This window comes from Methylomonas sp. MED-D (genome assembly GCF_050276835.1).
Lineage (GTDB): Bacteria > Pseudomonadota > Gammaproteobacteria > Methylococcales > Methylomonadaceae > Methylomonas > Methylomonas koyamae_A.
On record NZ_CP189965.1, the window covers coordinates 4,803,413 to 4,815,194 of the forward strand.

Here is an 11,782-nt window from a genome sequence, read left to right on the forward strand (position 1 = left end):
AGCTATTTCGGCGAAGTATCGTAGTTTTTCGACTATCCGTATGATACGCGCCCTAGCTCGAACTATTCGAATCCTGAAAGCTCGGTCGGCCCGTCGATATGCCGCGCCGACCTCAGTATTGGCCTGCTAGACTCCGACCAACTTCAACTCTGCTTCCCGGTACTTTTCGGCGCATTTGCGGCTGACTTCCTCGGGGAGTTTTGGGCCGGGGGCGGTTTTGTTCCAGTCGAGGGTTTCCAAGTAATCGCGCAAATATTGCTTGTCGAAGCTGGGTGGGCTAATGCCGACTTGGTATTGCTCGACCGGCCAGAAGCGCGACGAGTCTGGCGTCAGCGCTTCGTCGATCAAATAGACCTTGCCGCTGTCGTCCTGGCCGAATTCGAATTTGGTGTCGGCGATGATAATACCGCGCGCCAGCGCGTATTCGGCGGCGCTGCTGTAAAGCCGGATGCTGACGTCGCGAATCTGGTCGGCGACTTCGCGGCCGACCAGGTTAACGGTATCGGCAAAGCTGATGTTTTCGTCGTGAACGCCGACCTCGGCCTTGCTCGAGGGCGTGTAGATCGGTTCGGGCAGTTGCTGCGCTTGTTGCAAGCCGGCAGGGAGCGCGATGCCGCAAACCTGGCCGGTGCGCTGGTAGTCTTTCCAGCCGGAACCGATCAGATAGCCTCGGACGATGGCCTCGATAGGCAATGGTTTGAGCCGTTTGACTATGATCGCCCGGCCTTCGACGGGTGCCCGCAAGGCCGGGTCCGGAATCACGTCGGCCAGTGACAAATCGTCGCTCAAATGGTTGGGAATGATGTCGCGCATCCGGGCGAACCAGAAGTTGGACACCCGTGTTAAGACTTGTCCCTTGCCCGGAATCGGGTCCGGCATGATCACATCGAAGGCCGACATCCGATCGGTCGTGACGATTAGCAAATGTTCTGCGTCGATTTCGTACATATCGCGGACCTTGCCGCGACCCAGCAGTTTAAGATGAGGCAGGTAAGATTCGTAAAGTGCGGCGGGGGCGGTCGTCATTGGTTTGGCGTGGTCTGCAGTGAATATTCGAAGATTTTACCATCAAGCGACGGAGCTAGGCAGCGCCGGCTTGGAGCGGCGAATAGAGAAACCAGTGGGGAGAGTAACGAAAAAGACCCGCCGCCCCGGAGTGAGGGGCAGCGGACAAGCACAGAGCTATGGAACGAACGGCTTAAAAAACAACGAGGAGGTACAACTAAAAACTAGGCGCGAAACGAGCCGTTGAAATCGAGGTTGCTCGAGATCGTGGCGGCTCCAAACAGCATCGTGGAAATCACGAATTCGCCGGACATAAAGCCAAACACGCCGGTCGTGAAAAACAGGCCGGTCAGAATGTCACGGTAAAGGTTTTTGGATGATTTCATTTGGACTCCTAGACTGAAACAGTCGAATGCAATGAACACGACTTCACTATAAGGCCCAAGCGTTTTATTTACAATACAGCAATCCGTAGATGCTTTGTTTCAAATTTGGATACAATGTTGCCATCAAGTTGTCATCTGTGCCAGATATAAATTGAATGTTGATGATTCGCAACAGAATAAGTTAGGTTGCGACCGGTATGATTCCGGCGTCCACGCGTGGCCATTTGATTGACGGGCTAAATCCGAATCAGCGCCTGAAGCGCGGCGAGTTGGTGTTTGGGTAGCTTGACGCGCAACGTCACCGAATCGGCGAAATCTTGGTGGACAATAACGCCGTCCAGCTTTTTCAAATGGTAGTCCAGCATTTGGAGACGCGAGTAATCCAGGGATAGTTCGCACTCGGCGAATTCGATATGTTCAACGATTTGCGCGGCGTCGATGACCTGCTTGGCGAGACTGCCATAGGCGCGGGTCAAACCGCCGGCCCCCAACTTGACGCCCCCGTAATAACGCACCACCGCGACGCACAGGTTGATTAATTGCTTACCGTCCAAGTGTTGAAAAATCGGCTTGCCGGCCGTGCCGCTGGGTTCGCCGGCATCGTTGCAGCGGCCGATCAGTCCGTCCGCTCCGAGAACTCGGTAGGCAAACGCGACGTGACTGGCGCCGGAATGTTGGACGCGCAAACGCTCTATAAACAGCAGCGCATCGCGTTCCCGGGAGCAGGGGCAAACGACGCCGATGAAACGCGATTTTTTGATGAGTTCTTCGACCGCCCATTCGGCGGCTACGGTTTTCACGCTACAGCAGGTCGGCGATCTGGGGATGCCGACTATACAAAGTGCCCCGGAAGGTTTCGATTTGAACTTCGTCATTTCGGAGCGGCCGGGGAATGTCGACCACGATGTCGGCGACGATGCGCATCGGCGATGGGGATAAAAAAATCAGCCTGTCGGCCAATGCGATGGCCTCGCGCAAATCGTGGCTGACGAACAACACGGTGTGCGGGCGCTGTTGCCACAGCGTGTATAACAGGTTACGGACCTGACGGGCACTCGGCGCGTCCAGCGACACGAAGGGTTCGTCCATCAACAGCAAGTCCGGATCGATCGCGAAGGCGCGTATGATCGCGACCCGACGTTGCATGCCGAGCGACAGGCGCTCGGGAAATTCGTGCTGAACATCGCGGAGTTGCATCGCGTCCAGCAAGGCATCGATCAATTCGATCGGCGGTTTGGAGGGAAAGACCAGTTCGATGTTGCGGCGCACGTCGTACCACGGCAGCAATCTGGGACTCTGAAACACGTAGCCGATTCTCGGCCGGCTCGCGAGGCGGCCGATACGAATCTGGCCCTGGTACTGGCTGTCCAGGCCGGCGATCATGTTCAGCAGCGTGGTTTTGCCGCAGCCGGACGGTCCCAGCAGGCAGACGAACTGGTCGCGCGCCACCCGAAGCTGCAAATCGGCGATGGCCTTATGCTGGCGGTCGTCGGCATGCTCGGGTCGGTAAGTCTTGTCGAGGACGCTGATTTCTATATCGGTCATCGCCGCCACCGTCGCGCCTTGGCATCCAGCGGTCTGAGCACCAGCCATTCCAAGAGTTGAATCACCGCGACGAACGCAATCGTATAAGCCAACAAGCTGGCGACATCGAACAACTGGAAAAACAGATGCAATTGATAGCCCATGCCGTTGCCGCGGCCGAGCAACTCGACGACCAGGATGATCTTCCAGATCAGCGCCAGACCGGAGCGGGTCGCGCTCATCACGAACGGATGCAGTTGCGGCCAGACGACGTGCCGCAGGGTTTTGGCGGGACTGAAGCCGTAACTGCGGGCCATGTCCAGTAAATCCCGGTCCAACGCGCGGGTGCCCTCGCGTATCGTCACCGCCACGTTGGGCAATTTGTTGATGACGACCGCCAGGATCGCCGCGGATTCGGACAGACCGAACCAGACGTAACATAGGATGATGGTGACCAGGGCTGGGATGTTCAAAAATAACACCAACCAGTTGTCGAAAAAGGCATCCAGCTGTTTATGCCGGCCGAGTACCAAGCCCAGTCCGCAGCCCAACAACATCGCGATCGTAAAACTGATCGACAGGCGTAGTAGCGTGACGCCTAAGTGATAAGGCAATTCGCCGGAAGCTACTGCCCGGTAAAGGGTGACAGCGACACGGCTAGGCGGCGGTAGGCTGGGATTGGCCGCCGCCGTGGCGACCAGACTCCACAGCGCGATCAGGAGCGCCAGCGAGGCCAGAGGCACCGCAATGCGGGGCAAGCGAAATGGTACCGCCACGGTCAGTCGGTCGACCAGAATGTCCCGGCTTGGAGACGATCGGCGCCGCCGGTCAACTTATTGCCGCTTAAGCCGTGCAATAGCGTGAAAATGGCCCGAGCAGCGTCTTGTTGCGGAGCGCCCCAGGCTTCCACCCGGCCTTGGCAATAGCGCTGACGCAAGCGGTCTTGCTCGGTCGGCGTCGCGGCGTCGGTGAGCGGTAGTATTTTTTGCCAGGCGGCATCGGAGCTGCACAAAGTATCGCGAGCTTGCCGGCTCAAGGTCAGAAACTGCAAGAAATCGGTCTTATGCGAATCAGCCCAGTCCTGTTTGAACACGTAACCCAGGCTGGGAACGGTTTCGGTAATGCCGAGTTTGGCGATGATGTCTTCGCCGCTAAGCAAGGCTCGGTAACCGAGGCTCTCCAGATGCGCGGCGAACTGCCAATAGGTCAACAAGGCGTCCAGCCGCTTGCTCTGCAATTGCTGGCCGAGCAACGGCGGAGCGGCGTAGACTTTCTCGACGCTGGCGTTCAAGTCGAGTTGCTGTTGCTTGCCCAAGGCTTGCAGTAACAGCCAGTTCTTATCGAGCTCGCCGCCGGCCACGCCGAGTTTTTTACCGGGCAAATCGGTTAGGGTTTTGATCGGGCTATCCGCCGGGACCAACAACACGCCGGAGGTATCGGCATAGGGATAAAAACTGTAGGCGTGGCCTTCCGCGCGCATTGCGGAAGTCCAAATCCAGTCCGAGACGATGACGTCGACCGCGCCGGCTTGCAATGCCACCTTGCCGGCCTGCTGATTGGCGATCGCCACCGCTTCCAGGCTGAAGCCGGCTTTTTCCAGCAAGCCCTGGTCGCGCATCGCCGCCAATTCCCAGTTCAGGGTACCGGCCGCCATGGTACCCAGGCGAATGGGCGTCTTATCGGCATACGCCGCATTGCCAATGCATAAAAACACTACGCTGAGTAAACAATTTTTGACGTTCATCGGTTTAAGTCGTAAGTTTTGTGTCGCGCGGATTTTAGCTCAGCCGCCGCCGATTGGAGAAGGTTTGTTGCGCGGGCATGCAACAAACGCGAATTTGGAGCGCCTAACATTAAATTTCGCGCTGTTTCGGGACAGCCGTCGCCGGAGTAGCCCGGCAGCCAAATGCAATTACAACGAAACATCAGGAGAACGTATGAATAAAACTAGGATACTTTGGGCGAGCGGCTTGTTGGCGATTCTAACGATAGCCATCGCCTGGCTGCTAGTGCCACCGGAATGGGATATGTCGATCGAACAACTCAATCAAGCTTCGCCGCCTTCCGCCGGCGCGACGATCGAACCCAAAACCTCGGACGGCGCGGTTTACGGCAAATTCTTAAAAGACAGTCTTTCCTTCATTACACCGGGTATTCCACCGACCGGTAACTACTTCCTGGGACGGAACTATCAATGGAACGGCATGTTCAGCCCGCGTTGGCAATTGTATAGCGGCAAGGCCACGCGCGCCTTGTTGGCGGCCGGACGCTTGGCCGACGCCCGCAAGGCTTTCATGGCAATGAAAGTGGGAGCCGATTCAATAGGCGTGGACGGCAGCGTGCCGTTCCAGTTGCCCGAATCGATGCGAGGCTACACGATCACGCCGGGTATCGTTGCTCAAGCGGCCAGTTTTTTTCTCGGCGAGTCCTGTTTGGCGGTTAAGGCGCTGAATCAATATCCGAGCGAAACAGCGATCCAAGTCGGAAGCGATGCCGAGCGCAAGACGGTCAGCGCCGCCCTGGCCCGGTCGCTGGCCTGGTTGGAGTCTCAAGACGAATCCTTGTACAACGCCGACCTTTACGCGGCAAATCGCTTGCTGTTCGATGCCGTGGCTTATCAAGCCTGCGGCTCCCTGTTCGAAGACGAATTCGCGCTGAATTTAGTTGAAGGCTACTTGGAAACCGCTTTGGAAAAGTTCGACGGTACCGCCGGCTATTTCATCGAGAAATCCGGTTGGGATACCCACTATCAAGCCGTAGCGATCAATCAGATCAATGAGCTGCTGATGGCGGGCTATGACGGCGTTCATACTGAGACCCTGCAAGCCGACTTGAAGCTGGCCGCGCAGTGGCTGGCCGCCCGAGTCGGCGACGACGGCGTGCTGCACTCGGACGGCAATACCCGCACGTGCTGGAGCGGCGAAACTATTTTGGGCGGCGACAAATTGGTGGATGCCCGCGAAGTCTGGCGGGCCTTGGCCTATAGCGGCATGCGTTTCAAGGACGACGCCATGCAAAGCGCCGCCAATCGCCTGGCCAATTGGTTGCGGACCAAGCCGACCACGACTTGCGTCAGGTAAGCGGCGCGGCCGGATGCGTTCGCCGGCCGAAGCTGTCGGCGGACGCCGGTCTTCCGGTATAAAACCCTTGGTAGGACAAGCAGCCCTTGGCCTGTAGAAACTCGATTTGCTCCTGGGTTTCGACGCCTTCGGCAATCACGTTCAAGCCCAGATTCTTGGCCATGTTGATGATGGTTTCGACAATCACCGCGCCGTTGGGATCGACGGCGATGTCGCGGACAAAGCTTTGGTCGATTTTCAATTGGGAAATCGGCAACTTCTTCAGGTAGTACAGCGATGAATAGCCTACCCCGAAATCGTCGATCGAGGTCAGGATGCCCATGCCTTGCAGGTCGCGCATTTTCTCGACGGTATCGTCGATGTCGCTGATGACGCAACCTTCGGTCAATTCGAGGACCAAGCGGCTGGCATCTATGCCGGTTTCGGCCAGAATGTGGCGAATGCGCGCGACGAAGCCGGCATGGCGGAATTGCCGGGAGCTGACATTGACCGCGATATGGCGTACCGGCACGGCTTGTTGATCCCAGCGGCGGATTTGCCGGCAAGCCTCTTCGATTACCCATTCGCCGATCGGCAGAATCAGTTGGGTTTCCTCGGCAACCGGAATGAATTCGGCCGGCGAAATCATGCCTTTTTCCGGATGCTGCCAGCGGATCAGCGCCTCGACGCTCAACACCCGGCCCAGGTGGTCGACCTGAGGCTGGTAATGCAGCAGAAACTGGCGGGACTTCAGCGCCTGGCGCAACTCCTTTTCCAAGGTCAGGCGCCGATCGGCCGACTGCTGCATCGACGGCCGGTAAAAGCTAATACTGTTGCGGCCGTTGGCCTTGGCGCGGTACATCGCGGTGTCGGCTTGCTGGATAACCGCCTCGGGTTGGTCGGTCGCCTCCGGAAATAGCGTGACGCCGATGCTGGTCGAAAAATGGTGTTCGCCGCCAAAGACTTGAAACGGTTGATTGATGGTCTGCAGAATTTTTTCCGCCAGCATCGCGGCGTGATCGCTGACCTGTTCCATCAAGTGATAACGGCCGGGCACCATGACGATGAACTCGTCGCCCCCCAGCCGGCAGGCAGTGTCTTCTTCGCGGATAATATTCCGCAAGCGCCGGGCCACCTGGGTCAGCAAGTCGTCGCCGACATTGTGGCCGAGCGAATCGTTCAAATGCTTGAAATGATCCAAATCCAGAAAAAATAGCGCGCCATAGGTCTGCTGACGTTTGGCGGCGGCGATTTCTTGTTTCAGCCTGTCCAGTAGCAAACGGCGGTTAGGTAAGCCGGTTAACGGGTCGTAAAACGCCAGCTCGTGAATTTCCCGTTCCGCGGCTTTTTGTTCGCTGATGTCCGAAAATATGGCCACATAGTTCAACAAGCAGTTTTGGTCGTCGCGGACGCCAGTCACGGTCAGCCAGCCGGGGAAGGGCTTGCCGTCCTTATGCCGGCTCCAAAACTCGCCTTGCCATTGGTTCTTGTCCGCCAGGGCGCGAACAATCCCGCGGCCAATCTTGCGCGCCGGCGTGCCGCTCAATAATAGCCTGGCATGGCGACCGACGATTTCCTCGGCCGGATAACCGGTAATATCCGTAAAGGCGTCGTTGACCCGAACGACGGCGCCGTGGGGATCGGCAATCAGGATGGCCTCGTGGGACTGAAACGTCGTCGCGGCGACGCGCAGTTCGTTCTCCTGCTGCTTGCGCCGCTCGATCTCGATGTTCAGGGCTTGATTGCTGCGTAGCAGGTCGCGGGTCTTCAGCGCCACCAGTTCCTCTACCCTGGCGGTACGGCCGGTGATCAGCATCAGACCGAACGCGGTCAAGGCCGAGAACACGAAGCCGCCAAGCAGCAGCCAACGCGCGTCCCAGGTGTGCTGAAGCGCATAGAACTCTGGCGCCGGCCGATAAATCAAGGTCCAAAGACGGTCCGCAAAAGCGATGGTTTCTCGTTTTTCGAAAGCAGGCAAATGCAGACTGTCGAAGCGGTTCTGGGTTTGATTGTCGAATAGCGGTGTATCGCCCTCCTTGATCGCCAGAACCAGCCGACTGTCCGGTAGTAGCGCGCGCGGATGGGCGATTTCGTCGCTCAACGTGAACACGCTGGCGAGCATACCGATTAATCCGGCTCGGCGTTCGGACGCGGACCGACCGACGCCGCTGGCGTATACCGGCGTATACAGCGCCCAAGCGCGATCTCCGCGGCGGGCCAATGTCGATTCGCCGCTGCCCGCCGCCGTCAGAATCGCGGCGGCGGCCTCGGGTTCGCTCGCGGCGTCGAAGCCATCGGGCTGGCTGGCGCCGACCCGATAGAGTTGGGGGAAATAGTAAGGGCGGTGTTCGGCGGCCAACCAGCCGCCGGCGGAATACTCGAGTACATCTAGGCGATACTGGCCTTCGAAACCCAGTCGATCTTCGGCGCGCACCAGCGGCAACCATTCCAGCGCTAAAAACTCGGGATGCGCCTCGAGCAGCGCTTTGCCAAACACATTGAATTGCTCGCGGCCGATGAATTTGTTGCTGTCGAATAGCGCCCGCAACGTGCGGTTGACTGACAGGTGATCGGCGATGTGTTGGCGCAGCGTCGCGCTCAGCAATGCGGTTTGCTTGCCGAAGCCATCCCGGAGACGTTGAATCTCTTGGTGCCGGTTAAACTCGAAGGCGGCGGCGACCAAACCGACGCAGACCAGGAGCGGCATCACCACCGACACCCGCCGACGCCGCCAAACGTGGCGCGGCGCGGCAATGAAGGGTAACAACAGCGGCGCGAAAATCACCGTGCCTATCGAATCGCCGACCCACCAAACGCCCCAATTGAAGGCCAGATCGGCCGGCGCGACCAATCCTCTGCTGAACAAGTAGGTACAGCCGACCGTCGCGGAAACCAGGCAACTGAGGATGGCCAATGCAAAAAAACTGACGATGTGCCGGCTATCCATCAAGGGATTGAATTGCCCCAGCCAGCGCCGGATCGAAAAAGCGCCCAGCAGGGCTTGGCCACAGGCGCCGAGCGCGGCGGTAGCGCCCAACCACAATGGAGCCAGATTATCTTCGAATAGCGTTGGGTTTAAAAAGGCGTGGACCTGCGCGGCCAACGCGCCGAGGAACAATCCGGGCAGGATGGTTTTGCCGTAAACCAGCGTCACGGCCAGGGCGATGCCGGCCGGCGGCCACACCGGGCTGGCGTAGTTGGGCGGCGTCGTTAGCAGGCCACCCAGGTAACCGCCAACGAAATACGCCAGCGCCACCGTCAAATTCGCCAATATAAGTTTCAGTGCGGCAGGCATGATAGAGGCGCTGTTTTAGGTCGAAAGCCTCTAATCAGCGGATTCGCCGAAACGGCGGGTATCCAAATCGTAAGCCTGGCCAAAGCCGGCGATATACCGGCCGTGGATAGGGGTCAGCGCCAGCAACCGAAAATCGGGCAAGCTTCGCAGCAATGCCACGGTCGCGCCCAAGCGTTGCTGCATCGAATCCAGCACGCTGCCGTATTCACCACTATCGGCCTCGACTTCCGCGACCCGACACTCGAAACTGGCCCGGCGCCGGGCGAAGGGATTCGCGGCGTCCGCTTCCGGTTCGATCAGCAGAACGCCGGCCCGACGATGCGTCAGCAGGTTACCGGTATGACTGGCCAAGGCGCTAACGAAAATGTGGAACGCGCCGCGATCGAACAGAAACGGCGCGTAACTGGCTTCAGCGTGATGTTGTTCGGAGCGGGTCGCCAGCATCAAGCTATCCAGACGCGCGATTAAGGCCAGGCATTCGGCGTCCGGTTGCGGTGAATTCATTGAAGGGCGGGCGAAAGTTGCGGGTGGCGAAAGCAATCGACGGTGTGGTCGTTGACCATGCCGACCGCCTGCATATAAGCATAGCAGATGGTTTTGCCGACGAATTTAAAGCCGCGCTTTTGCAGATCCTTGCTCATTCGCGCCGATGCTTCAGTGTAGGCCGGAATCTCGGCGTGAGCGCGCCAGCGATTTTGCACGGTCCGGCCATCGACAAAACCCCAAATATAGCGGTCGAAACTGCCATAGGCTTGCTTAACCTCCAAGAAGGCGTTGGCGTTGGCGACGGCGGCCAGGACTTTCAGTCGGTTGCGGACGATGCCGGGATTTTGCAACAGGCTGTCGATTTTGCCCTGATCGTAGGCGGCGATTTTCAGCGGATCGAAGTCGTCGAAGGCGATACGATAAGCCGGCCGCTTGTCCAGTATCGTTCGCCAGCTCAAGCCGGCCTGAGCCCCTTCCAGAATCAAAAACTCGAACAGCCGCAGGTCATCGTGTAGCGGCACGCCCCATTCGTGGTCGTGGTAATGCTCTTCGTTGGCGCTGGCCAGCGCCCAGACGCATTTGCCGGCCATCAGTCTTTGTTCATCAGCTTTTTCAGATCCGCGAAGGGGTTGAAGGTAGCGGTCGGCGACTTGCCGTCCGAGCTGCCCTTGCTACCGTAGCGCACTTGCTCCTCATAGCGTTGATGCTCGTTGTCGTGGCAATACAAGCACAGCAATTCCCAGTTGCTGCCGTCCGGCGGATTATGGTCGTGATCGTGGTTGACGTGATGCACTGTCAATTCGCGCAAGTTCTTGTGGTCGAATTCGCGGGCGCAGCGGCCGCAAATCCACGGAAACAATTTCAGCGCTTGCTCGCGGTAGCCTTTTTCGCGCTCTTCCTTGTAACGCCGGGCCTCGGCGATGATGTGATAAGCTTTGTTGTCCGACATGTCGATACTCCTGGGTCAGCCGCCGGTCGCGCTCATGTGCCGCAGAATGACCGGCTGTTCATGGATGTTGAATTCGTGCTTTTCCGGCTTGATGCGCATCGCCGCGACGATAGCCTGTTGCAAGACCGCCAAATCGCCCGGATGCTCGCGGACCACCGCCTTCAAATCGACCGAATGTTCGTTGCCCAGACACAGTAATAGCCTGCCTTCGGCGGTCAGGCGCACCCGATTGCAAGCGGCGCAGAAATTGGCGCTAAGCGGTGAGATAAAACCCACCCGACTGGTACTGCCGGCCACCCGAAAATACGCCGACGGGCCGCCGGTCGAGTCGGCGATGGCTTCGAGTTTGAAGCGCGGCCGTAAGTCGGCGCGGATCGCCTCGCTGGGATAATAACTGTCGCCGCGCCGGTGTTGATCGACTTTGCCCAACGGCATTTCCTCGATAAAACTGATGTCCAGACCGCGATCGACCGCGAATTGCACCAGATCGCCGACTTCCGCGTGGTTGCGATCCTTCATGACGACCGCATTCAGCTTGATGCGCTCGAAACCCGCCGAGCGGGCGGCCTCGATGCCGGCCAGCACTTGGCCGAGTTCGCCGGTACGGGTCAAGGCTTTGAATTTGACCGGGTCCAGGGTGTCCAGGCTGATGTTGATGCGTTTGACGCCGGCGGCATGCAAGTCGCCGGCCATATCGGCCAGATGCGAGCCATTGCTGGTCAAGACCAATTCGTCGAGGCCGGGTATGGCGCCGATGTTGCGCAATAAATCCAACGCGCCGTTACGCACCAGCGGCTCGCCGCCGGTGACCCTAATCTTGTTCACGCCAAGGCCGACGAAGGCTTCGCAGATGAACTGGATTTCTTCCAGACTGAGAATTTGCTTGCGCGGCAGAAACGTCATGTCTTCGGCCATGCAATACACGCAACGAAAGTCGCAACGATCAGTAATCGATACCCGAAGGTAATTGACGACCCGCCCGAAGCGGTCTGTCAGTTGGAAGGGTCTAATCGCTTGTACGGAGCCCATCGAAATCGTCCGGGAAAAGAGACCAAAATTCTACCACAGAGTCGCGCGG

At 58.4% G+C, this 11,782-nt stretch carries 12 protein-coding genes; 1 reads left to right on the forward strand and 11 read right to left on the reverse strand.

Features of this window, described 5'->3' with window-relative positions; genetic code table 11:
* Positions 1–126: 126 nt before the first annotated feature.
* The 6 genes from ACQE3E_RS21390 to ACQE3E_RS21415 all read right to left on the reverse strand — a co-directional run bounded on the left by ACQE3E_RS21390 (position 127) and on the right by ACQE3E_RS21415 (position 4,659).
* A complete protein-coding gene (locus ACQE3E_RS21390; RefSeq protein ID WP_071159031.1) occupies positions 127–1,026 on the reverse strand; it encodes a phosphoribosylaminoimidazolesuccinocarboxamide synthase in 900 nt (299 codons plus the stop codon).
* Between the two features lie 203 nt (positions 1,027–1,229).
* Positions 1,230–1,391 (reverse strand): hypothetical protein, encoded by a 162-nt coding sequence (locus tag ACQE3E_RS21395; RefSeq protein ID WP_168028338.1) that lies wholly within the window; start codon positions 1,389–1,391, stop codon positions 1,230–1,232.
* Positions 1,392–1,627: 236 nt separating this feature from the next.
* A complete protein-coding gene (locus ACQE3E_RS21400) occupies positions 1,628–2,191 on the reverse strand; it encodes an IMPACT family protein (protein ID WP_313730352.1) in 564 nt (187 codons plus the stop codon).
* Between the two features lies 1 nt (position 2,192).
* Positions 2,193–2,936: an ABC transporter ATP-binding protein gene (locus ACQE3E_RS21405; protein ID WP_313730351.1), complete on the reverse strand. Its 744-nt coding sequence runs from the start codon at positions 2,934–2,936 to the stop codon at positions 2,193–2,195.
* A complete protein-coding gene (locus ACQE3E_RS21410; protein WP_313730350.1) occupies positions 2,933–3,691 on the reverse strand; it encodes an ABC transporter permease in 759 nt (252 codons plus the stop codon). The genes ACQE3E_RS21405 and ACQE3E_RS21410 overlap by 4 nt, the downstream gene beginning before the upstream one ends.
* 2 nt (positions 3,692–3,693) lie before the next feature.
* Positions 3,694–4,659: an ABC transporter substrate-binding protein gene (locus ACQE3E_RS21415; RefSeq protein WP_313730349.1), complete on the reverse strand. Its 966-nt coding sequence runs from the start codon at positions 4,657–4,659 to the stop codon at positions 3,694–3,696.
* A gap of 193 nt (positions 4,660–4,852) precedes the next feature.
* Between ACQE3E_RS21415 and ACQE3E_RS21420 the strand changes: the two genes are divergently transcribed.
* A complete protein-coding gene (locus ACQE3E_RS21420; protein WP_313730348.1) occupies positions 4,853–5,995 on the forward strand; it encodes a hypothetical protein in 1,143 nt (380 codons plus the stop codon).
* Here ACQE3E_RS21420 and ACQE3E_RS21425 read toward each other — a convergent pair.
* The 5 genes from ACQE3E_RS21425 to moaA are packed head-to-tail and all read right to left on the reverse strand — an operon-like array spanning position 5,988 to position 11,733.
* Positions 5,988–9,269, reverse strand: coding sequence for an EAL domain-containing protein (locus ACQE3E_RS21425; protein ID WP_427501041.1), 3,282 nt, complete (start codon positions 9,267–9,269; stop codon positions 5,988–5,990). The genes ACQE3E_RS21420 and ACQE3E_RS21425 overlap by 8 nt on opposite strands.
* Before the next feature lie 30 nt (positions 9,270–9,299).
* Positions 9,300–9,773 (reverse strand): HugZ family protein, encoded by a 474-nt coding sequence (locus ACQE3E_RS21430; protein WP_064029200.1) that lies wholly within the window; start codon positions 9,771–9,773, stop codon positions 9,300–9,302.
* Positions 9,770–10,345 carry a DNA-3-methyladenine glycosylase I gene (locus ACQE3E_RS21435; protein ID WP_427501042.1) on the reverse strand — a complete coding sequence of 192 codons (576 nt, stop codon included), beginning with the start codon at positions 10,343–10,345 and terminating at the stop codon, positions 9,770–9,772. The genes ACQE3E_RS21430 and ACQE3E_RS21435 overlap by 4 nt, the downstream gene beginning before the upstream one ends.
* Positions 10,345–10,704 (reverse strand): YajD family HNH nuclease, encoded by a 360-nt coding sequence (locus ACQE3E_RS21440; RefSeq protein ID WP_064029196.1) that lies wholly within the window; start codon positions 10,702–10,704, stop codon positions 10,345–10,347. The genes ACQE3E_RS21435 and ACQE3E_RS21440 overlap by 1 nt, the downstream gene beginning before the upstream one ends.
* Positions 10,705–10,719: 15 nt before the next feature.
* On the reverse strand, positions 10,720–11,733 hold the full coding sequence (gene moaA, locus ACQE3E_RS21445; protein ID WP_427501043.1) for a GTP 3',8-cyclase MoaA: 1,014 nt from the start codon (positions 11,731–11,733) through the stop codon (positions 10,720–10,722).
* Positions 11,734–11,782 lie beyond the last annotated feature (49 nt).